General features: G+C 48.9%; 21 protein-coding genes. 7 read left to right on the forward strand and 14 right to left on the reverse strand.

What is annotated here, in order from left to right:
* Nucleotides 1-65: 65 nt before the first annotated feature.
* The 5 genes from HLG76_RS11640 to HLG76_RS11660 form a co-directional block, all read right to left on the reverse strand.
* The gene (locus HLG76_RS11640) at nt 66-629 is read right to left on the reverse strand and encodes a sigma-70 family RNA polymerase sigma factor (RefSeq protein WP_175993700.1); all 564 of its coding nucleotides are present in this window, start codon (nt 627-629) and stop codon (nt 66-68) included.
* Nucleotides 622-1,680 (reverse strand): ACR3 family arsenite efflux transporter, encoded by a 1,059-nt coding sequence (arsB, locus tag HLG76_RS11645; protein ID WP_175993701.1) that lies wholly within the window; start codon nt 1,678-1,680, stop codon nt 622-624. Before arsB ends, HLG76_RS11640 begins: the two co-directional genes overlap by 8 nt.
* Nucleotides 1,681-1,743: 63 nt before the next feature.
* Entirely contained in the window at nt 1,744-2,079 is a 336-nt protein-coding gene (locus tag HLG76_RS11650) for a metalloregulator ArsR/SmtB family transcription factor (protein ID WP_175993702.1), read from the reverse strand.
* A 224-nt stretch (nt 2,080-2,303) separates the two neighbouring features.
* Nucleotides 2,304-2,873, reverse strand: a complete 570-nt coding sequence (locus HLG76_RS11655; RefSeq protein ID WP_175993703.1) for a PIN domain-containing protein — start codon at nt 2,871-2,873, stop codon at nt 2,304-2,306.
* Nucleotides 2,873-3,322: a helix-turn-helix domain-containing protein gene (locus tag HLG76_RS11660; protein ID WP_175993704.1), complete on the reverse strand. Its 450-nt coding sequence runs from the start codon at nt 3,320-3,322 to the stop codon at nt 2,873-2,875. The genes HLG76_RS11655 and HLG76_RS11660 overlap by 1 nt, the downstream gene beginning before the upstream one ends.
* Before the next feature lie 570 nt (nt 3,323-3,892).
* Here HLG76_RS11660 and HLG76_RS11665 point away from each other — a divergent pair.
* Together HLG76_RS11665 and xthA are read left to right on the forward strand one after the other, a co-directional pair.
* A complete protein-coding gene (locus tag HLG76_RS11665; protein ID WP_077460110.1) occupies nt 3,893-4,093 on the forward strand; it encodes a hypothetical protein in 201 nt (66 codons plus the stop codon).
* A 131-nt stretch (nt 4,094-4,224) separates the two neighbouring features.
* Nucleotides 4,225-5,028, forward strand: coding sequence for an exodeoxyribonuclease III (gene xthA, locus HLG76_RS11670; protein ID WP_175993705.1), 804 nt, complete (start codon nt 4,225-4,227; stop codon nt 5,026-5,028).
* A gap of 121 nt (nt 5,029-5,149) precedes the next feature.
* Here xthA and HLG76_RS11675 read toward each other — a convergent pair whose 3' ends face one another.
* The 5 genes from HLG76_RS11675 to HLG76_RS11695 all read right to left on the reverse strand — a co-directional run bounded on the left by HLG76_RS11675 (nt 5,150) and on the right by HLG76_RS11695 (nt 9,818).
* Nucleotides 5,150-5,827 (reverse strand): ABC transporter permease, encoded by a 678-nt coding sequence (locus HLG76_RS11675; protein WP_021024004.1) that lies wholly within the window; start codon nt 5,825-5,827, stop codon nt 5,150-5,152.
* A 6-nt stretch (nt 5,828-5,833) separates the two neighbouring features.
* The gene (locus HLG76_RS11680) at nt 5,834-6,574 is read right to left on the reverse strand and encodes an ABC transporter permease (RefSeq protein WP_077460108.1); all 741 of its coding nucleotides are present in this window, start codon (nt 6,572-6,574) and stop codon (nt 5,834-5,836) included.
* Between the two features lie 38 nt (nt 6,575-6,612).
* Complete coding sequence (locus HLG76_RS11685; RefSeq protein ID WP_175993706.1) at nt 6,613-7,389, reverse strand: ABC transporter substrate-binding protein; 777 nt, start codon at nt 7,387-7,389, stop codon at nt 6,613-6,615.
* Between the two features lie 84 nt (nt 7,390-7,473).
* Entirely contained in the window at nt 7,474-8,244 is a 771-nt protein-coding gene (locus HLG76_RS11690) for an ABC transporter ATP-binding protein (protein ID WP_077460107.1), read from the reverse strand.
* Between the two features lie 413 nt (nt 8,245-8,657).
* Nucleotides 8,658-9,818 (reverse strand): lipopolysaccharide assembly protein LapB, encoded by a 1,161-nt coding sequence (locus HLG76_RS11695; RefSeq protein WP_175993707.1) that lies wholly within the window; start codon nt 9,816-9,818, stop codon nt 8,658-8,660.
* A gap of 496 nt (nt 9,819-10,314) precedes the next feature.
* Between HLG76_RS11695 and HLG76_RS11700 the strand changes: the two genes are divergently transcribed.
* The gene (locus HLG76_RS11700) at nt 10,315-11,826 is read left to right on the forward strand and encodes a DUF3360 family protein (RefSeq protein WP_077460105.1); all 1,512 of its coding nucleotides are present in this window, start codon (nt 10,315-10,317) and stop codon (nt 11,824-11,826) included.
* Between the two features lie 133 nt (nt 11,827-11,959).
* Nucleotides 11,960-14,236 carry a formate C-acetyltransferase gene (gene pflB / locus HLG76_RS11705; RefSeq protein ID WP_077460104.1) on the forward strand — a complete coding sequence of 759 codons (2,277 nt, stop codon included), beginning with the start codon at nt 11,960-11,962 and terminating at the stop codon, nt 14,234-14,236.
* A gap of 72 nt (nt 14,237-14,308) precedes the next feature.
* Here pflB and HLG76_RS11710 read toward each other — a convergent pair whose 3' ends face one another.
* On the reverse strand, nt 14,309-15,928 hold the full coding sequence (locus HLG76_RS11710; RefSeq protein WP_077460103.1) for a methyl-accepting chemotaxis protein: 1,620 nt from the start codon (nt 15,926-15,928) through the stop codon (nt 14,309-14,311).
* 331 nt (nt 15,929-16,259) lie between these two features.
* Here HLG76_RS11710 and pflA point away from each other — a divergent pair, with 331 nt between their 5' ends.
* Nucleotides 16,260-17,000: a pyruvate formate lyase 1-activating protein gene (gene pflA, locus HLG76_RS11715; RefSeq protein WP_021023997.1), complete on the forward strand. Its 741-nt coding sequence runs from the start codon at nt 16,260-16,262 to the stop codon at nt 16,998-17,000.
* Between the two features lie 103 nt (nt 17,001-17,103).
* On the opposite strand, the gene HLG76_RS11720 is transcribed toward pflA, so the two are convergent.
* Nucleotides 17,104-18,009 carry a LysR substrate-binding domain-containing protein gene (locus HLG76_RS11720; protein WP_077460102.1) on the reverse strand — a complete coding sequence of 302 codons (906 nt, stop codon included), beginning with the start codon at nt 18,007-18,009 and terminating at the stop codon, nt 17,104-17,106.
* Nucleotides 18,010-18,206: 197 nt separating this feature from the next.
* Between HLG76_RS11720 and focA the strand changes: the two genes are divergently transcribed.
* On the forward strand, nt 18,207-19,661 hold the full coding sequence (gene focA / locus HLG76_RS11725; protein WP_077669785.1) for a formate transporter FocA: 1,455 nt from the start codon (nt 18,207-18,209) through the stop codon (nt 19,659-19,661).
* Nucleotides 19,662-19,743: 82 nt separating this feature from the next.
* On the opposite strand, the gene HLG76_RS11730 is transcribed toward focA, so the two are convergent.
* Nucleotides 19,744-20,934, reverse strand: coding sequence for an MFS transporter (locus tag HLG76_RS11730; RefSeq protein ID WP_241824034.1), 1,191 nt, complete (start codon nt 20,932-20,934; stop codon nt 19,744-19,746).
* A 149-nt stretch (nt 20,935-21,083) separates the two neighbouring features.
* Nucleotides 21,084-21,749, reverse strand: a complete 666-nt coding sequence (locus HLG76_RS11735) for an energy-coupling factor ABC transporter permease (RefSeq protein ID WP_077677652.1) — start codon at nt 21,747-21,749, stop codon at nt 21,084-21,086.
* Nucleotides 21,750-21,920: 171 nt separating this feature from the next.
* On the opposite strand from HLG76_RS11735, the gene HLG76_RS11740 reads away from it, so the two are divergent.
* The gene (locus HLG76_RS11740) at nt 21,921-22,421 is read left to right on the forward strand and encodes a YfbU family protein (protein ID WP_021023992.1); all 501 of its coding nucleotides are present in this window, start codon (nt 21,921-21,923) and stop codon (nt 22,419-22,421) included.
* The last annotated feature ends 55 nt before the right edge of the window (nt 22,422-22,476 follow it).

Here is a 22,476-nt window from a genome sequence, read left to right on the forward strand (position 1 = left end):
GGTTTGAAGGCCATCAGCGCTCGTTATAGATAAGACGGACGAGGGCTAAAAAGGATGCAAAAAAATCACTCAGAATCGCGTAGGTGGCAACAGATTCGATGGTGTTCATCGAATTGAATGTTGCACTGCACCAGCAGTATTTCTCGCAAATGCTGTCGCGCACGCTGAATGCGTGATTTAACCGCCGGCAGTGAAAGTTGATGAAAGTCGGCATAATCACGCTGGGTGACGCCGCCGAGATCACATTGCTCAATCACATCACGCTGTTCGTCTGGCAAGCGCCACAACGCTTGGGGTAAGCACGCCATTAATCCGGTGATCGCTGGCCGCGTATCGCGGCTATCGGGGAGTGGCTCAGGATCCGCAACCAGTAATACTTTGTTTTGTTTTCTATACCTGTCGATCAACACATGCCGGGCGGTACGATACAACCAGGCGCGCGGCTGTTGCACCGCGCAAAATTGCTCATTGTGTTGCAATACTCGCAGAAAGGTCTCCTGTAACACATCGGCACTCAGCACGTCATCATGGGTTTGTTTGATTAGCCAACGATAAAGCGACGATTCATAATCATGCCATGCCTCAAGCAAGCATGGCATAGTCGACGTTGACGACAACTGACTAGTCATAACGCCGTTTCATCCGTAGCGCCACATTCACCAAGGCAATCAGCACGGGCACTTCAACCAGTGGCCCAATTACTCCTGCAAAGGCTTGATCAGAGTGAATGCCAAAGACTGCTATTGCCACCGCAATCGCCAATTCAAAGTTATTACCGGATGAGGTAAACGCAATTGACGCGTTGCGGTCATAGGGGATCCCCAGTTTTTTGCCCACAAAGAAGCTAATAAAGAACATCAACACAAAGTAGGTCACTAGCGGTACAGCGATACGCAACACATCAAGCGGCAACGCAATAATCGCTTCCCCTTTGAGGCTAAACATCAACACAATGGTCGCCAACAAAGCAATTAACGTCATCGGTGAGATACGTGGCAAAAAGACATCTTCGTACCAATGTTCACCCTTTTTAGCGACCAGCACAGTACGTGATAGATAACCCGCTACAAAAGGGATACCCAAGTAAATCAGCACACTTTGCGCGATGTCCCCCATGGTCACATCCACCACAAAACTTTGTAGACCCAGCATGGGGGGTAAAACGGTGATAAATAGCCATGCCATCACACTGTAGGTCAGGATCTGAAATAAGCTATTTAGGGCCACCAATGCCGCGCCATACTCTTTATTTCCGCCACTGATGTCGTTCCACACCAAGACCATGGCAATACAACGGGCAAGACCAATCAATATCACTCCCGCCATGTAGCCTGGCTCATCACGTAAAAACAGCACCGCCAGCGCGAACATAAGAATGGGACCCACGACCCAGTTCATGATCAGCGACAGCGTGATGGCTTTTTTATCGCGTGTGACCGAACCCAATAAACGATAATTCACTTTTGCCAGTGGCGGATACATCATTAAAATCAAGCCAATCGCCAGCGGCACATTGGTGCTGCCGACCGATAAGCGCTCACTGAGAGTTGCTACTTCTGGATAAATCCACCCTATACTGACCCCAATGGCCATGGCGAGAAAAATCCACACCGTCAAATACCGATCAAGCCACCCCATCTTTTGGGCGGCCGACGGCGCACAGGTTTCAGATTGAGACATAATACAAATCCTTGGTGATTACTGACGTTGAATAACAAGCACCATCATGATGCGATAGGTTAACTATTGATGATCCTCACAAGCCGTCTTTCCCTGCATCACAGGCGTGACAGGGCTCAGAAGCGAGGAATTATTGATGGCAGTGGTGCGCAAAACACCGCGCATCCACTCAGGTAATGCAGGATGAAGCTGATAATAGACCCACTTACCACGACGTTCTCCGACAACCAATTGGTGCTTACGTAGCTCCGCCAAATGCCGAGAAATCTTTGGTTGGCTTAGGGCTAACGCCTCCATCAGATCACATACACATAGCTCACCATGCTGAGAGAGCAGCAATAGAGAGGTCAGCCGAGTGGGCTCGGATAAGGCTTTGTAAAACGTTAGGGTGTCACACATTGAGATCATCCGCGCTTTTTATATATGGAAAATCATATATATGTTTTTCATATGTCAATTAAAATACTGAGCCATGATAGCCAATTGAGAACAATAGCCTCGTCTGCAGCCTGACATAACTTTTTAAAGACAACTCGGCTTTACCAAGCAACCTTCGCTGAGCGTTGCGTTATAGGTATAACGCTAGGCAAGCACTGACGCTTAATATTGATGTACGGACTCGACTAAAGCATGCAGCTGAAGCTTCTTAGCTTTGAGACAAAGCTAGGTAGTTTTTGCCGTTGCAAACAGGCTAAAAAGTCATCTGAAGTCATGGGAGGGTTCTTCAGGCCATGCCTTTGTTGTTGAGCAGCCTTAACGCAAGCGCTGCTATCTAGTTCAAACATGTCGCATAGGAATTCGTCTGGATGTATGGCAGATAAACCAAGTGGATCAAGTGCCTCTGAAGGGAAGTCTTTTAAATTGAAGGTGATGATAGACTCTGCTTGCCCTTTAATGGCAGCGGCAACAACATGTCTATCATCTACATCTGGTAAGGTTAAACCGTCTACCAATGGCTCATATCCTTCAATCAAGCAATCAGGAACATGCGCATTCATCAATTGTCTGGTTCTTGCTAGCCGTTCTGGATCGATATCTGGATTATTTTTGAGAAGATTTCTGATCCATTCATCATGTATTTTTTCTGTCCATCGTGCTCTAAATAACCCCGTGTTGGACAAATACATCAAATAGCTACGAAGCGGCGCGGGGTACATAACACATGCGTCTAAAATTACCGTATAGGATGTCATCAATACCCCATATCCATTTCTTGATCTAACGCTGATAGTTCAGCAAGTGCTGCTAGCCGTTTCTCTTCTAAGCGATTCTTATACGCCATCAAATCGGCATAGGCCACCTTCCTGCGGTTACCTGTACGACTATATGGGATCTCATTAGCATCAAGCAGCTTGATAAATGTCGGACGAGACATATTGAGCATGTCAGCCCCTTCTTGCGTGGTAAGCTCAGCATGAATAGGGGTAATACTCACTGAGTTACCATGGCCTAATTGCGTCAGCACCTCAATCATCATGTTTAGTGCACTTGATGGAATAGTGACTTCATGACTCTGACCAGACTTATCGACGACATGAATTTTTTGCGCTTCACCATTGGTTTCTATAACGGCTGATAACGCTTGGCTACTAAGCTTAGCCAGTGTGATTTCTTCGGCACTTGGCAGTGTTGTCATATTCATCGTATTTTTCTCAGCTTTGATTTCAGGCTGTATAAGCCTATGTACTGTTCAGTATCTGAAATATTCGAAAATCTGTCAACATTCGAAATTTTCGAAAGCCATTCAAACGCTCATTGCCGATATAGTCGAACACGAAACATAAAGGCACCGGGTTTCTAAAAAGCCCTTTACATCCGCATAAAATGCTGTAGTGTGACCAAAGCTCTAGATACGGAGCATCAAAAGACATCAAGTCAAAGTCGAGACAGACCACGCTATTTCCCGCATAGACTCTCTGCAGCAATCCACTTTCGCTTTTTTCCTAGATTGATAACCCGTTAACACCCCTTTTGCTATCACTCATTGGTAAGTATCACTGTATGGATGGTGATCACTTAATCCAAAGAAACCGACGCATCTGCGCGGCCCATGATGGATAACCACTGAGGGGGGCAGAGCAATAATCATTTAACTCATGGAGATAAAATATGGCCGCGACTAACGGCAGACTGCGTCACTGGTATCATTTACGCCGGGCGCAAACACAACCGCAAACACCATCAACCACATTTAAATCAGTAAGGAACGCCATTGATAGTTAATTTTGCTCTTCCCAACCTTGCCAACTGGCAGGTCGTGATTCATCAGTTTAACGGGGATATTATCCTCAAGCATTTGCTTCATCGTCTTCCTGTTTTGTCTCAACCTACCCTGCGTTTTGACCCCTGCACCCAAGAAGGCGCGATTTTTAGTCAAGGTGAGTGCTTAGGCGCCTTTTCGATCGCAAGCTAATCTCCCCCCATTACGTACCACGCATCCTCGTCACCATACGCCGAGCATTGCATTGAGGCCGCCTTTCCGTTCATTGAACGAAGCTGGTAAAGTGTCTTACTATCAATAAGACAACAAAGGCAGCCTCACACGTGAAAATCATCTCTTTTAATATCAACGGTATTCGAGCGCGTTTACATCAACTGCAAGCCTTAATTGAAAAACACCAGCCTGACGTGATCGGGTTGCAAGAAACCAAGGTGCATGATGATGCCTTTCCACTCGCCGATGTCGAAGCCATAGGCTATGAAGTACACTTTCATGGCCAAAAAGCGCACTATGGTGTGGCGATGCTATGCAAAAAGTCGCCAATCAGCGTACAAAAAGGGTTTCCAACCGATGATGAAGACGCCCAACGCCGTATGATTATGGCCACGTTTGAAGGCGAAAATGGCCAACCTGTCACCGTTCTCAATGGTTACTTTCCCCAAGGGGAAAACCGTAGCCACGAAACCAAGTTTCCTGCCAAGCGTAAATTCTACCAAGATTTGATGACCTATTTAGAGGGTCGTGATCCCAGCGAACACCTGGTGGTCATGGGCGATATCAACATCAGCCCTAAAGACGACGATATTGGTATTGGCGATCACAATGCCAAGCGCTGGCTACGCACCGGTAAGTGCTCTTTCTTACCTGAAGAGCGTGAGTGGTTAGAGACGTTGATGAATTGGGGCTTCGTGGATACATTCCGCACTCTACATCCAGCGGTGAATGATCAGTTCTCGTGGTTTGACTACCGTTCGCGCGGTTTTGATGATAACCGTGGCTTACGCATTGATGTGGTGTTAGCCACCCAAGATCTTGCCAGCCGCTGTATTGATGCGGGGATTGATTACGAGCTGCGCGGCATTGAAAAACCCTCCGATCACGCGCCAATTTGGGCCACCTTTAAATAAGCCCTCGAATTGGCCGCGCAAGCGCGCTTAACAATATCGCTTAAGACGCCGCTTAATATTATTACGCCGCAGCATGGCTATGCTGCGGCGTTTGTCATTTTGCGATATATGCCTATAACAGCTAGCTCAAGGGCCGCATATGACGTAAAAAGCGACGCTCTGCTAAGCGGAACATCCATAGGATGCTAAATGTCAGCGCCATATAGAACACACCCGCGGTCAAAAAAGATTCAAAGGGCGCATAATAACGCGAATTCACAATCCGAGCCGCCCCAGTGAGATCAACAATGGTGATAATGCCGGCGACGGCCGAGCCGTGAAGCATAAATACCACTTCGTTACTGTATGCCGGTAAAGCACGGCGCATCGCACTGGGCAGAATGATCCGCGAAAAGGCTTTATACGGGCTCATGCCATAGGCAATCGCCGCTTCCACTTCTCCTTTGGGTAAGCCATTGATGGCGCCACGAATAATTTCAGCGGTATACGCTGCAGTGTTGAGGACGAATGCGACGAGCGCACAAAACCATGCATGTTGCCACAACGAATCTTCAACGTTTACCACTTGGCTTAGGCCGTAGTAAATCAAATACAGTTGGATCAGTAGCGGCGTCCCCCGAAAAAAGTAAATAAACGCCCACGCAGGATAACGCCAAAGGGGAAACTGTGCATTGCGCGCCACGGCGACAGGCACGGCCACCAGCAAACCAATCACTAACGCGGAGGCCACCAGCCATACGGTCGTCCAAAGGCCATCGAGATAAATCGGCCATGTTTCGAGTACAAGTGAAAAATCCATAGTCACCTACCGCGTATGAATACTAAAGCGACGCTCCATCCAACGCAGCCCGGTGGTCGAGATGCTGGTAAAGAGCAAGAAAATAAGCGCGACGGTAAAGTAAAACGTAAATGGCATTTGGGTCGAGCCGGCTGCCAACGCGCCTTTACGTACCATGTCATCCAAGCCAATAATGGACACCAGCGCGGTGGTTTTTAACAGTACCAACCAGTTGTTACCAAACCCTGGCAGCGCATGGCGGATCATTTGTGGCAACAAGATGCGGCGAAACGCCAAACTACTGCTCATACCATAGGCGCGCGCGGCTTCCATCTCGCCGGCGTCGACCGCCATGATGGCCCCCCGAAAGGTTTCAGCCATGTAAGCACCAAAAATAAAACCAATGGTTAGGATCCCGGCGATAAACGGGCTAACGTCGATATAGTCGGGTAAATAGGCAGTCCAGTCATGATCGGGATTTTGTCCTGCCATGTACTCATTGAGCCATTCATTCATGCCATATAAGCTGTTATTGAGCAGCATTTGACCGCCGTAAAAAATCAGCATCATCAGTACCAAATCAGGGATTCCACGAATCACCGTGGTATAAACGGTCGCAATGCCACGCAACCAACCCAATTTAGATAATTTGGCAAGCGCCCCGAGCATCCCGAGTAACATGGCCAAGCCCAGTGATAATAGCGCAACCTGAAGGGTCACCCATGCGCCTTCAAGCAGGGACCACTCGTAACCTTTCAAATCAATCATATGATTCGGGCAGCACTTTCATGCTGCCCGCCTGCCTTTTACTCGCCGTAAACGTCGTAGTCGAAGTATTTGGCAGCAATCTCGTCATACACGCCTTTTTCACGTAATGAATCAATTGCTTGATTAAGTTTCTCAGTCAGCGCTTTGTCTTGTTTGCGTGTCGCAATCCCAAAGCCCTCGCCAAACCACTCAGGGTTAGTCAAAGAAGGACCGATAAATTCAAATTCATCGCCACCCTCTTTATCGAGAAGCCCTTGCTGCAAAGCGGAAGCATCACCCAAAATAGATTCAATACGACCCGCTTTTAGATCAAGATAGGCCTCATCAAACGTACCGTAACGGACGATATCAACCGCGTCGCCATAGTTGTCGGTAAGATATTTGTCGTGTGTGGTTGCACGCTGTACACCAATTTTCACCCCGTCGAGTCCTTCTTTGGTGAAGGTGAGATCCGTGCCCTTTTCGGCCACAAACTTGTTCGGGATTAACGCGTATTTATTGGTAAAATCTACCTTTCTTTTACGCTCTTCTGTGATCGACATCGCTGCGATAATGGCATCGTATTTACGCGCCAACAGTGACGGAATGATCCCATCCCAATCTTGCGCGACGATCTTACACTTGGCCTGCATTTCCTCACACAGCGCATTGGCCATATCGACATCAAAACCTTTGAGATCACCTTCGTTTGTGGTCCAGCTAAAAGGAGGGTAGGCGCCTTCAATACCAAAACGTACGACCTTCCAATCCTTGGCTGCAACGGAGGTTGACCCAACTGCGGCCATCACGGCGGCGGCAACTAGCCATTTTTTCATCTTCCTTTCTCCTGTCGTTTAACGATGTTGTGTGGGCAAAGGCCCTATTGCATGGTTATGCTATTGATAATTATATTTAATTAATCAGTATATTGACGATATAAATTGCTGCAGACGCTCAGAGTCAGGTGCATCAAACAGTTCTTTCGGGTTGCCCTGCTCTTCCACTAATCCTTGATGCAAGAACATCACATGATTAGAGACATCACGCGCAAAACTCATTTCATGGGTTACCACCAACATGGTGCGCCCTTCCTCGGCCAGTGAACGCATCACGCCCAACACTTCCCCCACTAACTCGGGGTCAAGCGCGGAGGTTGGCTCATCAAACAGGAGTACTTCTGGCTCGACGGCAAGCGCTCGTGCAATGGCAGCACGCTGCTGCTGGCCGCCTGACAAGTGGCCGGGATAGTAGTCACGGCGCTCGTATAAGCCAACCCGATGGAGAAAGGCTTCAGCATCTTCAATCGCTTTTGCTTTGGGCACGCCGAGCACATGCACTGGCGCTTCAATCACATTTTGCAGCACGGTCATGTGCGACCATAGATTGAACCCCTGAAACACCATCGCCAGACGAGAGCGAATGCGCTGTACTTGTTTATCGCTGACGGGCACCGGATCGCCTGCACGGTTATTTTTCATTTTGATCAATTCACCATTGACCCAAATTTCACCGCCAGTAGGGGTTTCAAGTAAGTTAATACAGCGCAAAAAGGTACTTTTACCAGACCCGGAAGACCCGATAATCGAGATGACGTCGCCGCGGTGGGCATCGAGTGAAATGCCTTTGAGCACTTGATGCTGCCCAAAGCTTTTTTTAAGTGACTTAACCTGTAGCGCTACTGCATCCGTCATGCGCTAACTCCTATCATCCGTGATAATTATTGTATTGAGTTTATCAATTGAAAATATCACCCCTTCTCTTAAGGAGCAACATTTTGTTAACCTTTAAATCTGTTTTATTATAGTCACTATTACTGCATAAAAAGTCAAATACAATATTTAATGCTGAAAAAATAAACACTCAGTATCTGGGCGACTACCCGCGATGCCTGAGTCCTCAACCACAATAAGTGTAGAGGCAAACGCAAGAAAAAAGATTGTTTTTATTGATAAAGACAAAATAAAAAGGAGGATAAAAGAGGATAAAGATGCAATTGATTTTATTTTTGCGACAAAACACAGGTGACAAAACTGTGAACAAAAAGGCGTTTCTTTTCTATTAGAAGACAGTATTGTACTCAATAATAGACATTTGCTAGATCGGATTACGAGGTGCGACTGTCACGCCGTGTTGCACGTTTTGCTTTAAGCAGTTCAAGCGTGTCTCGCCAGCGATCGACAAGCTCAGACGGATCCTTGCTTTGCCATTGGTCAAGCGCATAGTCAGCAAGCGTGTAGTCGCCCGCTTTAATCGCACTAATGGCCAGCCACTGCCAAAGCATCTTATCGTCTTTCAACCCATAAGACAGTGCCACTTGCGCCGTATCAATGACCTCTTTCCAATGGCCTAATTGATAAGCCAGCATTACCTGCAACTTCAACGTCTGTTTATCCGGCTGGGTTAAATTCACTTCACTAATTCGATTCAGAGCCGCTACACGCTGGTTATTTTTGATCAGACATTGCACCATAAATAACTGCTCATCACGCGTTGCTACACGGTCAAGCTGCTGTAGCCCCTGCTGCCAGTACAATAACGCCTGCTCAGCCTCGTTGGAATCAAGTCGAGAAACAGCAATCGCTCGGTATAGCGCAATATCCGCCCTGGCCCTTGCTAAATATTGCCGAGCAGTGCGATGCGTCCCCGCTTTAACATGCGCACGCGCGGCTTGCTCGAGCCACTTGGGCGCCACATCAGCCGCATTCACGAACTGATCAAACGTCGCCGCCGCGGCACCATAACGCGACAACGCCATTTCACTCAGCGCCTTTGTTTGCAATACAACGGCATCAAGTGCGTCGAGTTCTTGAAGCTGGTTGGCATGATCAATCGCCACATCAAATCGCGACAAAGAATAAGCAGCCTGCATCGCAAGACGGCCTGAAGAGGGGGATAAATGATGGTGCTCACTGAGTTGGCGCGCATAATTTAACACCTCATCATATTGCTTGACCCGATAGGCCAAACGGATCACGGCAGCAAGTGCATCCGCTTCGCTGGCTTCTGACAGTGAGTTCAAAGCTAACGCGTTTTGATAGGCACGATAAGCTTCGGCACGCTGATTAAGATAGAGATAGCTGATGCCCTGTAAGCGCCAGAGTTCGGCGCGCTGAGGTGACACAAGCTTTTGATCGCCTTGCTGCGCCAGTAACGCCGCTGACAACTTCAGAGCTTGCTGATAATTTCCACGCTCGATAGAGGCACTTACGTCCGCTATTTCTGCCGCCTGCGCCGTCGCGAATGACAGTAAAAACAGAAGCATCATTGCAAGTCGACGACTAACAGAAACAAGCATTCGAGACTCAACGGGAAACAAACATAAGCATCGCAACATGAAAATCCATTTTTAGAAGACAACACCTCGACTATAACCTATCTTTTTTATTCACTACAGCGAACAAACGTTTGCTGTCTTTATTTGTTAACATGCGCTCACAACAAACCCGACGAAACGCCACACAATAACGCCGTTATCTTGCTGTTTTGTGGCACATATTTACCGCCCTTATTGGTAATTAAATTACAAAATAGCGACTTTAGTAGGATTGTGAACGCGATAATGGGTCTAGAATCTCGGTAAACACCGGCGTAGCACGTAAAAAAATTACACGGTAATGATCTAAGTCAACATTCGGGAATCACCCTGTTGTTAGCATGCTGATAACGAAACAGAACACGGCCACAAGGCCAGCGTTAAAAATAAACCAAGACTGGCTAAGTCGCTGTTTCGAAAGCTTTTGCTTTCTGTAGACGAGGAAATTATGGCAACACATGCTCAAGACCGCAGTGTGAGTCACGATGAAAAGAGCGAATATCAAAAGAAGCACAAGCCGGCTTCTTCATTTGCCTCCCGGGCTGACTACCTGAATCACGAACTACAAATTATGCGTCCGCGCCGTTGGGGCTTGAACCTGCCTGGCCGTGACTTCCGTTTTGAAATTGAGGATCTTGTTCCCGCGCTGGCCGGTACCATCGGCATTATCGCTATGTATTCTGCAGTGATGATGTCATGGGCTGAGGGGCTAACCGCCGCGTGGGATCATGTGACTTTAGGTAAAGCGTTTGCTGTTGAGGTCGCGCGGGTTGAAATGCTTATCCCCGCACTCCTTTTTTGTGTCCTTTTATGCGGATTTATCAATCCACGCGCTAACCTGGCCGGTAACCATGGGCCAATGATCCCGCTTGTCGGGACCATCGCGCTCGCCGGCGCACATCCTCTCGCCTTGGGGATCCTAATCGGTGCCTTTGGCTTGATACTCAGTTATGTCAAAGGCGGGTCTAAATTAGTGAACCTAACCAGCCAAGGGGTAGCGGGTGGCTTGCTGATTTTCTTGGGCTTTGGCGGGGCAAAAGGTCAAATTGAGAGCCTGCTAGCCTGGGGTGCTGCCATTGATATGGGCTATATATCCATTGTCATTCTGGCCGTATCCATTGTGATTTATGCCTTTTTAGCTCGCATTGGTAAACGCTGGTTAGCGATTCCTGTCTGTGCCGTTACCGGTGGATTGATTGCTACCGCATTAGGTGCCGGCTCATCACTAGAGTTTGTGACACAACCGGGTGTGCCAAACCTAAACCCGGTTTACTGGTGGGGATCAACCGAGCAAGGTTGGCAAATGGGCTTACCAACCCTATCGCACTTTCTTGCGTCACTACCATTTGCTCTGCTCGCGGTAGCGATGTGGTCGCCAGACTTTCTTGGTCACCGTATTTTCCAGGAACTTAATTACCCGAAAAAGGCCGAAAAGGTATTGATGGACGTGGATGACACCATGACAGGGTGTTCTATCCGCCAAATCGTTGGGGCATCAGTCGGTGGGGGTAATATCACATCCTCATGGGGCACTTATATGATTCCTGCAGCGATTGCTCGTCGCCCGATTCCTGGCGGGGCTATTGTCCTCGGTCTGTTATGTATTGCGGTTGCGTTGATTGGTTATCCAATGGATGTAGCAACCTGGCCACCGGTGATGACCATTGCACTATTATCAGGTGTGTTCCTGCCGCTTCTTGAAGCAGGGATGCAAATGGTTAAAGACGCGAAGTCTAGCCAATCAGCCGGTATTTGTATTTTCGCCTCCATGGCTGTTAACCCAGTCTTTGGTTGGGCAGTCACTATGCTCTTGGACAACAACGGTCTTATCGGTGATAAAGAGCGTCCTGGTACGCTATCGACCATCGATCGTCTGGTGATTCCAACCGCCACAGTGATCATTTGTGTGGCTGCTATGTTGGCAGTCGGAATGATTCCCGGCATTCCACCTTTATTGTAATAACACGGCCCCGCTTTCGGGCGGGGCATCCGGATAAATCGATGGGTCACAGCGTCAGCCATACTGACACAACACTATGACTGGCCTTGGTCCCAACACATGTCTTTTTGAAAAGAGAACAGGTAGGTGCAACATGTCTGAGCACAATTCCAATGCATGGGAAGGATTTGTTGAAGGTAACTGGAGCAAAGCCGTTGACGTTCGCGACTTCATCCAAAAAAACTATACCCCTTATGAGGGTGACGAATCATTCCTAGTGTCTGAGCCAACTGACGCGACTCGCCAACTGTGGGCGCGCGTGATGGAAGGCATCAAGCAAGAAAACGCGACGCATGCCCCGGTTGATTTTGATACGTCTGTGGTTTCTACCCTGACCTCTCATGATGCCGGCTACATTGAGAAAGATCTGGAGCAGATTGTTGGTCTACAGACCGACGCACCGCTAAAACGCGCTATGCTGCCTAATGGCGGTATCCGTATGGTTCAAAGTTCGTGTGACGCATACGGCCGCGAACTGGATCCGCAAGTAAAGAAAACCTTCACCGAACATCGTAAGACTCACAACCAAGGGGTTTTCGATATTTACACCCCTGACATACTCAAGTGTCGTAAGTCAGGCATTTTGACAGGTCTACCTGATGCTTATGGCCGTGGCCGTATCATCGGTGACTACCGTCGCGTTGCTTTATACGGCATCGACTTCCTGATGGCGGACAAAAAAGCGCAATTCGATTCTCTACAAGAGAAATTTGAAAGCGGCGAAGATCTGCAAATGACCATGCAACTGCGTGAAGAAATTGCAGAGCAACACCGCGCGTTGGGCCAATTGAAAAAAATGGCAGCTTCTTACGGCTGTGATATTTCTCGCCCAGCAGAAAACGCAAAAGAAGCGATTCAGTGGACCTATTTCGGTTACCTGGGTGCGGTTAAAACACAAAACGGCGCGGCAATGTCGCTCGGTCGTACGTCTACCTTCCTTGATATCTACCTACAGCGTGATGTTGAAGCCGGTAAACTCACAGAAGAACAAGCGCAAGAGCTGATTGACCACTTCGTCATGAAACTGCGTATGGTACGCTTCCTGCGTACGCCTGAGTATGATGATCTCTTCTCTGGCGACCCAATTTGGGCCACCGAATCTGTTGCCGGTATGGGCCTAGACGGACGTACTCTGGTCTCTCGCACCAGCTTCCGTTTCCTAAACAGCCTTTACACCATGGGCCCAAGCCCAGAGCCAAACATCACAGTGCTTTGGTCTGAGCAACTGCCTGAAGGCTTCAAAAAGTTCTGTGCCAAAGTGTCTATCGATACCTCGTCTATCCAGTACGAGAACGACGATCTGATGCGCACTGACTTTGAATCTGACGACTACGCGATCGCTTGTTGCGTATCACCGATGATCGTTGGTAAACAAATGCAGTTCTTTGGCGCCCGTGCCAACTTGGCTAAAACGCTCCTTTATACCATCAACGGTGGTATTGACGAGAAGCTGAAAATCCAAGTTGCGCCAGAGCACCCAGCGATGACTGACGAAGTGCTGGACTATGACAAAGTCATGGACCGCATGGATCACCTGATGGATTGGTTAGCGAAACAGTACGTGACTGCGCTGAACAGCATCCACTTCATGCATGACAAGTACAGCTATGAAGCGGCATTGATGGCTTTCCACGATCGTGATGTTTATCGCACCATGGCCTGTGGTATTGCGGGTCTATCGGTTGCTGCTGACTCATTGGCCGCAATCAAGTACGCAAAAGTGAAGCCAGTTCGTGACGAAGACGGTATTGCTATCGACTTTGATATCGAAGGTGAATACCCAGCGTTTGGTAACAACGATGAGCGTGTTGATGCGATTGCCTGTGACCTGGTTGAACGCTTCATGAACAAAATCCGCTCACTGAGAACTTACCGTGATGCGGTTCCGACTCAGTCTATCCTAACAATCACCTCAAACGTGGTATACGGTAAGAAAACCGGTAATACGCCAGATGGTCGTAAAGCGGGTATGCCATTTGGTCCAGGTGCGAACCCAATGCACGGCCGTGATGAGAAAGGTGCGGTTGCGTCACTGACCTCTGTCGGTAAACTGCCATTTGCTCACGCTAAAGACGGTATTTCTTATACCTTCTCTATTGTGCCAAATGCTTTGGGTAAAGACGAAAACACCCAACGCGCGAACTTGGCGGGCTTAATGGATGGTTACTTCCACCATGAAAGCGGTCAAGAAGGCGGCCAGCACCTGAACGTGAACGTGATGAACCGTGAAATGCTACTAGACGCGATGGAAAACCCTGAGAACTATCCTCAGCTGACTATCCGTGTTTCTGGTTACGCGGTACGTTTTAACTCGCTGACTAAAGAGCAGCAACAAGACGTCATTACACGTACCTTCACGTCTTCACTGTAAGATGTAGCGATAAAGCGTACGCGATACGCTAATAAAAAAACCGCCGGCAAATGCTGGCGGTTTTTATTTGGGTTACACTTCAAAATGATCCAGTTGTCTATCCAACTCTCGTGCAGAATCTGCCAACAACTGGCTTTGCTCTGCCAGGTGAGAAGCCGCGCCACTGACTTCGTTCGCTGAGTTATGAATGTTGCTGACGTTTTGGTTCATTTCTTCAGACACCGTCCCCTGCTCTTCGGCCGCCGCCGCAATCTGTACCACGCGATCGTTAGAGCCATGCAGCGCACTCACCATATCTTTAAGCTGCTGCTGAGTTTCAAGCGCGGTTTCTACACTCGCTTCACTGGACGTATGGCTTGATTTCATCGCCTCTGCCGCTTCAATCGCGTTATTGGTCAGCGCTTCTATCGTGCCTTGGATTTGCGTGGTTGATTTTTGCGTACCTTGCGCCAGCGAGCGTACTTCATCGGCCACCACCGCAAAGCCACGACCTTGCTCACCGGCACGTGCCGCCTCAATCGCCGCGTTTAGGGCCAATAGATTGGTCTGCTCAGAGATCCCTTGAATAACCGTCGCGACATCACTGATCTCCATCACGCCTTGCTTGACCTGATTGACCAATTTATCTGCCCCAGCGATACGTTCGGCAACTTCACGGATACTGGCTACCGTGCTATCCAATTTATGATTGCTATCTTCCGCCATCGAGGAAATATCATTCGTGGCTTGCGCAGTTTGTTCTGCGTGATCCGCGACATCAGCGACAGTTGCTGTCATTTCGTTCATCGCCGTTGCCAGTTGCTCGAGTTGCGCGCGCTGAGATTGAATACTTTGTGCACTCTGCTCACTCGCTGATGCAATCGACGACGCCATGGTAGAAGACTGCTTCGCCTCATCATGGGCAACACGCATGGCTTCACGAACACTCCCCATGGCTGTATCCATACGCCGCGCCAATTTACCGATTTCATCATGACGGGTATAGCCGCACTCAATGCGTAAGTCCCCACCCGCAATCCGATCAAACTTTTCGACCAATTCATCTAACGGCACAACGATGTCGCGACTGACAAACGCACCACAAACTAACAGGATCACCCCCGCGATAAGCGTTAATCCGCCAATTTGCCACGCTGACTGGATAAACTGCGCTTCAATATCGCTCACATGAGTGCCCGAGCCAATAATCCAGTTCCAACCATTTACGCGTTTCACATAAGAGATTTTGGGCTTCATCTCACCTTCCGGTGAGCGCCAAGTATAATCCAACACACCGCCTTGTGACCCTTTGCTCACTGTTACCATTTCTCGCCAATGGTGCTTGCCGTCGCCATCGGTCAAACTGTTCGCACTGGTGCCATTCAACTTGGGCTTTATCGGGTGGTTAACAATCGTGAGATCAGGCTTGAGCACCCAAAAATAGTTATCGCCGTCATAACGAAGCTGGTTCAGTTGCGCGATCGCTTGCGTTTTGGCTTCCTCTTCGCCGATTCTTGATGCCTGCTGGCGGTAATAATTCACCACACTTTGCGCCACTTCTATATTGGCCCTTAGCGAAGCGGTTCGCTCAGCATAAGCTTGATCACGCTCTTTTTGGATAGTGAACATACTGATCGCAACCAGCAATGCAATGGCTATCAACATGAGCGCAACAAGCTTATTTTTCACTCTCAGATCACTGATTTTTTTCATTATATACCCTAGCGTTTGCTGTTGATCCTAGCCTGATACTCGGCTCTATTAAGCTCACATGCAGCCTGAAAGGCCATATATGGGTAACTCTGCATGTCGCACGTTAGTTTGGACAAAAAGGCCAGAAGACACAAAAACAACATGGAGATTATCTGGATTAGCTCTCATTGTGCTGGCATAGAAAACTGGAACTGTGATCAACCCAAAGACAGAGGTGTAACACCACAGCAACGTTCACAAAGAGAGTGCGAAAAAGAGGGGAATTTCCTTACGTTGAGGCCGGTTTTTGTAATAAAATGACAGTATCGCAATTCGCAGTCTGGAGACAGTTATGTCGGCAATTGGTCGCATCCATTCCTTTGAATCTTGTGGGACCGTAGATGGCCCTGGGATACGTTTTATTGTCTTTATGCAAGGCTGCTTGATGCGGTGTAAGTATTGCCATAATCGCGATACTTGGGACACTCACGGCGGGAAAGAAGTCACTGTCGATGAGATCATGAAAGATGTATTGGCCTATCGCCACTTCATCACCGCATCAGGCGGTGGGGTCACCGCATCGGGCGGCGAAGCTATGTTACAGCCAGAGTTTGTCCGAGACTTTTTCCAGGCCGCGCAAGCCAAAGGTATTCATACCTGCTTAGACACCAACGGCTATATCCGTAAGCACACGCCCGTGATTGATGAAGTGCTTGATGCAACCGATTTGGTCATGCTGGATCTAAAACAGCTCAATGATGAGGTTCATGAAGACTTAGTAGGCGTATCGAATCGCCGCACGCTCGATTTTGCCAACTACTTGCACAAAATTGGACAAAAAACCTGGATTCGTTACGTCGTGGTACCCGGCTATACGGATGACGATGATTCCGCGCACCGCCTAGGTCAGTTTATTAAAGGCATGGACAATATCGAAAAGGTGGAATTACTCCCCTATCACCAGCTTGGTGAACATAAATGGGAAGCGCTGGGTTACGAATATGAGTTAAAAGACGTGGGCACACCATCAAAAGAAATGATGGATAACGTCAAAAACATTATTGCCAGTTATGGTCATAACGTCATGTATTAATCCGACGCACCTCTGCGCACCACCCATCAGCCGGTCACCTTGTGGCCGGCTTTTTTTCGCGTCTTTATACTTTTTTCACGTCGTTATACCTCTGTCTCGCGACTTACATCTCGCGCCGGCGGGCTTTCGTCATCCTAATGGCTTCACGAATAATACAGTCACGCAAAGGGTTATCTGCGCCATCCGCTCGCCAGATAAAAGACAGTGTTCGACGCATATTGAGCTCTGGCACGTTCAGCGCCACCAGCTCCTCGCGTTCAATCCACTTTTCAACATCTAAATAGGGCAAGCAGCTTAGGTAATTGGAGTTAGCCACCAAAGTACGCAACACAGGCACCTGCTCATATTCTCGCCGCACATCAAGATCTTCGATAACGCCATGAATCGCACTATCAAAACTATGTCGTGTCCCGGCACCCGGCTCTCGCAATACCCACTGCGCTTGTTCAAGTTGCGCCAAGCTTACCTGATCACGCTGCGCATAAGGATGGTGCTTGCCCGCCACGACCACAAGGTGGTCATGGCACCATACCTGCTGCTTTAAGCGGCTATCATCGCAACGCCCCTCAATGATCCCCAAGTCGTGCTGATAACGGCGCACACTATCAATGACTTTCTCGGTGTTTTTCACGGTAAAGTCGATTCGCAGCTCGGGGAAATCACTATCAATAATACTGATAAGGTCTGGAATAAGGTGTTCTGCTGCGGTTTGACTGGCAATTAAGGCAATATCGCCACTGATAATGTGCTGTCCATCAAACCCTGCCTCAATCTGTTGCGCATCAAACAAGAGTTGGCGTGCTTTGGGTCGCAACCAGGCTCCCCAGTAGGTGAGCTGCATTTGCTTGCCTTGCCGCTCGAATAATGGCCGCCCTAACAACTTTTCTAGCTGCGACAGGGCCATACTGGTAGCCGACTGCGTCAACGCTAACTGGTCGGCCGCTCGGCTTACACTGCCGGTCGCGGCGATCGCTTCAAACACAGCCAACTGTTTCAATGAGTACCGCATCCAGGCTCCTTACTGTCTGGCTTTAATGGCAATACCCTATCAATTTTTATGATTCTTACCCTAAGTAATATCAATTTTACTCCTGATAGAGAGAAGAATAGGCTGGTTTTATTCACATTACGTCTAAAAAGGAGTACAACCTGTATGTTGATCTGTCTTTCCCCTCGGGCAAATAATGCCGACAGAGGAGACAACGCATGGTAAGTCCTACCCCAATTAAAACGGAGGGCCCCGCTGCATTGCTTGCCAACGCTGAAGCCTATGCAGAGAGTAAAACCCATAAATCGACCCGGATGGCGATTGGGCTAGCCATGATGGCCGGCTTATTTATCGGACTGGCTTTCGTGTTCTACCTCACGGTAACCACGGGCAGTAACGCCGGCTGGGGAATGACCCGGTTGATGGGCGGGCTTGCCTTTAGCATGGGCTTAATATTGGTGGTGCTTGGCGGTGCAGAGCTATTTACCAGCACAGTGTTGTCTATGCTGGCGCGTGCCAATGGCAAGATCTCCACCCGCGGCCTGCTCTATACCTGGGCAAGAGTGTATTTCGGCAACTTGTGCGGCGCCCTACTGTTGGTGTTTATCGTGATGGTGGCAGGGCTATACCAACTTGACGATGGGCAATGGGGATTAAACGCATTACACGTGGCCCAACACAAGCTACATCACAGTTGGATACAAGCCTTTGCGTTAGGGGTGTTGTGTAACTTGCTGGTTTGTCTGGCGATTTGGATGACCTTCACGTCGCAAAATCCACTGACCAAAGCAGTGATGGTGATTCTTCCCGTGGCCATGTTTGTCAGCACCGGCTTTGAGCACAGTGTCGCCAATATGTTCATGGTGCCACTGGGGATGAGCATTGCTACTTTCGCGCCCGACAGTTTTTGGCAAGCAGTAGGGAATTCACCGGCTGCCTTCAATGACCTTAACCTGATCCAGTTTATCAGTGCCAATTTAATCCCCGTCACGCTCGGCAATATTGTCGGTGGTGCTGGCCTTGTCGGCATGGGCTACTGGCTGATTATTAACCCTGAGAGAGAAAATAAAACAGCGCAAATTTCTTCATTGACGCTACCGTCTGCGAATTATTCTGAGAGACCCACTATGACCCAAGAAACCTTAACCATTGAAAAAAACATGAAGCCTGCCCACTGTGCCTTGCAAAGCCACCAGTTTGTGGCCGATGCATTAGAGCAACTCAACCGCTATCAGTTGCAAGGTGCGCCTGTCGTCGATAAACAAAATGAATTGGTTGGCTTTTTCTCGGTGCAAGATGTCTTTGTTGATTTATGGTGGAACGATTACCAACCCGACATGGACACCAAAGTCGAAGATTTAATGCGCACGGAGGTGCAGACCGTTGAGGCAGACCAATCCGTGATTGAACTGGCGCAGTACATGAGCATTGACAACCAAGTGCTGTATCCGGTCAGTGATGCGGGCATTGCCACGCGCTTTACCACCCAATCCGCACTAGAGCGCGCGAAAACACAAACACTGTCTAGACCGCACGTTTATCCTGTCATGAAAGACAACATCTTGGTTGGCGTTATCAGCCGCTCAGATGTGGTTCGAGCTTTGGCACCGTTATACGGCAACGCCATGGATATTCTCCCTGCCGATGCAAAAGAAGGACTTGTTAGCGCCTAACCAAAAATAAAAACACGCCTCAGAACGGTTCTGAGGCGTGTCGTGTTAGATCCCGCGTGTCGTGTTAGCTCCCCCGACGTTGTCAGGCGGCACTCAAGTTAGGCATTTGCCGACGCCCTCTCAGATAAGCGATCCACATATATACCGCCGTACTAAGCAAGCAACTGGCCAAGTACATCATCAACCCTTGCTCACCAGAAAATGCTTGATGCGCCAATACCGGACCACTGACAGATCCAACACTGTACGCGAGTAGAAGCGCCTCAGTAGCCGCGACAATTTTCCCCGGCGCCAGCGAGGCACACGCATAAGCAATCGCAATGGGATAAATGGCAAACACGGCGCCACCAAGCATCACGAGCCCGACGCCAAGCCACCCGTTGCTGTTAGCAAGTATAATGATGGCTACGGCAAGCAATCCCACCACACAGAAATAGAACATCAACAGGACTCGATTCACTCTGGTCGAGATGGCACCTAATAACGGCTGAACGCCCATGCCGCCAACAATGACTAACGCCATCATTGCTCCAATCTGTTGATGATCGTCAACACGTTCAGCAAGATAAAGGGGTAATAGACCATAGATCGCGCCTAAGGTGAGCCCCGACACAATGCAGGCGATATAGGCAGCTTTACGAATGGCTCTTAAGGTGCCTGTGTGCTCAATAGGGCCCATCATCGCTTGCGACGGCTCACCATGGCGCATAAATAAGGGCACGATAATCGCCGCCGTGACCAAACTACCGATCAACCAATACGGCTGAGCACCTGTCACACCGACATAACCGACGCCCAGCTGACCCAAGGCATTACCACCATATAAAGCGGCCATATAAAAGCCTAAACGCTTAGCCCGTTGACGCTCTGAATCGGCGATCAATAACCATGATTCAATCGCGACAAACACCCCTGCGACCGCAATACCGGCCACAAATCGTGACACTAACCATATCCCCTGCGCTTTGATCGTTGCCATCGCGGCAATAGACAGCAGCAGCACACTCATAAACAGCACTAATGCCTGTCGATGCCCCATCCGAGCGACGATACGTGCACTCCACAAAGCACCAAACAATAACCCTGCATAAAAGGCACTCGCCAGCCAGGCGGCCAGTTCAGCCGGCATCCCAAGCGGCATTAACGCCAATGGAATCAAGCTCATCAAATAGCCACTCGCGACCGCAAATGCCGTTAAGCTCACTAATGGCACCCATGGAAACACAGACAGGGCCATGCCGCTGCCATTTTGTGCAGAGGATAGATTATTCATGACAGTTCGTTCAATTCTCAGATAAGTGGCACGGACGGCCGGGGCCGCTAATATGTGCCATTATTTGAGATAAATACAGCGAACGTTTTTATTGGTCTCAATAAGAAAATTTAATGGATAGAATCCATTAATACCCAAGCGGTGTGCCATCAACGCTCTGGCGACAAATACTCTCTGTCATAAAAGGTGCGTAACCAATGGGGGCGATACACCGCCATCACCGTCACCGCCATGCCGTTAAGCAGCGCTTCGGGGAACCACATCAATAGCGCAATTTGCAGGTAGTTATGCACAATTTCATGCCAGCTGTGACGATCGGCAGCCCAATACCAGAGCGAGGTCACCGATAACTGGAACACAATGGTCAGCGCCGCACCGATAAACGCCGCAATAAAAATATAGATAAAAAGGTGGCGGGTTAAATACTGGTAGCTCAGCGCAAAAATCGCATAACTGAATACAATAGGCAGCATCGCCGTGGTAAGCGCCGTCATCCCCATATCAGCGACGGGGACAAAACCAAAAAGCCCCATCAGTGCCAACGGCACGGTGGTAATCCAAATGGCAATGCGCCAACCATGGCATAAGGCTAACGTGGTCACGCCCAGAAAGTGGATATCGAGCCCCTCTTTGATCCCCGCCTGCAACGCCCAAAGCGCAAACAGCACCACCGCCGATGAAAACGCTAAATGCTGATAACCCACTTCCTGGCGCAGTTTAGGAAAAAACTCACGTGGATAGGTTCCATATAATACCCCTGCCCAGCCTAACCAACCTATCCATTGCCAACCACTGACATCAGCCCACTCAAACATAACGTCCCCTTCATGAACGATCTTTTACCCAATCCCTTATGCGGGTGAAAAACGTGCTACGGACATAGCTCAGATCAAGATTTCAGCGATAAAGAGCTGCTAATCTCTGTCCATACCCTCATCGTTTGATGAACGACTATTGTAACTTCGAGAGTTAAGAGGCCAACCGCAATGGATATGACCCCTGCACAACGTTTAATTTTATCTAACCAGTACCAGTTAATGTGCCACCTCGATCCCTCTAATGGCGAAAAGTACCGTCGCCTACAAACCATCATTGAGCGCGGCTACGCGTTGCAAATGGCCGAGGTGATCAGCCAGTTTGAAGCACTGTGCGAAACCCAATGCCGCGAAGTGATTGATATCATGGAAATGCACCATGCGATGCAGGCCTCTTATCACCTCCTTGACGATACCAACCAAGCGGCATTATCGCCACGTCGCGTGCAGTTCTGGGGCTTTGACGCAGCAACCGAAGGGGCTTTGGTGCATTATGTGCGCTTTTTAGTCGATACTGAGGGGCTCTATCCGCAGTTTGATCAAGGGGAGCACTGCTTTAACAGTCAAATGCCAATGCGTGACAAATACCGTCGTATGCTCGACGTTTGGCGTCAGTGCCCGCGTCAATTTCACTTAAGCCTAACCGAGATCGAAAAGATCCTCGCCGCCTAGTGAAAGGGAAAAGGTAACAATGCAGCCGTCCTTGTGGGCGGCTTTTTGATTTCTC

Origin of the sequence: Salinivibrio sp. EAGSL (assembly GCF_013366455.1) — a bacterium.
GTDB lineage: Bacteria > Pseudomonadota > Gammaproteobacteria > Enterobacterales > Vibrionaceae > Salinivibrio > Salinivibrio costicola.

Excerpts from the sequence above, each read along its gene's own strand:
- pflB (WP_077460104.1), top strand. The coding sequence starts at position 11,960 with ATGTCTGAGCACAATTCCAATGCATGGGAAGGATTTGTTGAAGGTAAC.
- HLG76_RS11740 (WP_021023992.1), top strand. The coding sequence starts at position 21,921 with ATGGATATGACCCCTGCACAACGTTTAATTTTATCTAACCAGTACCAG.
- arsB (WP_175993701.1), bottom strand. The coding sequence starts at position 1,680 with ATGTCTCAATCTGAAACCTGTGCGCCGTCGGCCGCCCAAAAGATGGGG.
- HLG76_RS11690 (WP_077460107.1), bottom strand. The coding sequence starts at position 8,244 with ATGACGGATGCAGTAGCGCTACAGGTTAAGTCACTTAAAAAAAGCTTT.
- HLG76_RS11730 (WP_241824034.1), bottom strand. The coding sequence starts at position 20,934 with ATGAATAATCTATCCTCTGCACAAAATGGCAGCGGCATGGCCCTGTCT.
- HLG76_RS11660 (WP_175993704.1), bottom strand. The coding sequence starts at position 3,322 with ATGAATATGACAACACTGCCAAGTGCCGAAGAAATCACACTGGCTAAG.
- HLG76_RS11710 (WP_077460103.1), bottom strand. The coding sequence starts at position 15,928 with ATGAAAAAAATCAGTGATCTGAGAGTGAAAAATAAGCTTGTTGCGCTC.
- HLG76_RS11700 (WP_077460105.1), top strand. The coding sequence starts at position 10,315 with ATGGCAACACATGCTCAAGACCGCAGTGTGAGTCACGATGAAAAGAGC.
- HLG76_RS11720 (WP_077460102.1), bottom strand. The coding sequence starts at position 18,009 with ATGCGGTACTCATTGAAACAGTTGGCTGTGTTTGAAGCGATCGCCGCG.
- HLG76_RS11650 (WP_175993702.1), bottom strand. The coding sequence starts at position 2,079 with ATGTGTGACACCCTAACGTTTTACAAAGCCTTATCCGAGCCCACTCGG.
- focA (WP_077669785.1), top strand. The coding sequence starts at position 18,207 with ATGGTAAGTCCTACCCCAATTAAAACGGAGGGCCCCGCTGCATTGCTT.
- HLG76_RS11655 (WP_175993703.1), bottom strand. The coding sequence starts at position 2,873 with ATGACATCCTATACGGTAATTTTAGACGCATGTGTTATGTACCCCGCG.
- pflA (WP_021023997.1), top strand. The coding sequence starts at position 16,260 with ATGTCGGCAATTGGTCGCATCCATTCCTTTGAATCTTGTGGGACCGTA.
- HLG76_RS11675 (WP_021024004.1), bottom strand. The coding sequence starts at position 5,827 with ATGGATTTTTCACTTGTACTCGAAACATGGCCGATTTATCTCGATGGC.
- HLG76_RS11735 (WP_077677652.1), bottom strand. The coding sequence starts at position 21,749 with ATGTTTGAGTGGGCTGATGTCAGTGGTTGGCAATGGATAGGTTGGTTA.
- HLG76_RS11685 (WP_175993706.1), bottom strand. The coding sequence starts at position 7,389 with ATGAAAAAATGGCTAGTTGCCGCCGCCGTGATGGCCGCAGTTGGGTCA.
- HLG76_RS11680 (WP_077460108.1), bottom strand. The coding sequence starts at position 6,574 with ATGATTGATTTGAAAGGTTACGAGTGGTCCCTGCTTGAAGGCGCATGG.
- HLG76_RS11640 (WP_175993700.1), bottom strand. The coding sequence starts at position 629 with ATGACTAGTCAGTTGTCGTCAACGTCGACTATGCCATGCTTGCTTGAG.
- HLG76_RS11695 (WP_175993707.1), bottom strand. The coding sequence starts at position 9,818 with ATGATGCTTCTGTTTTTACTGTCATTCGCGACGGCGCAGGCGGCAGAA.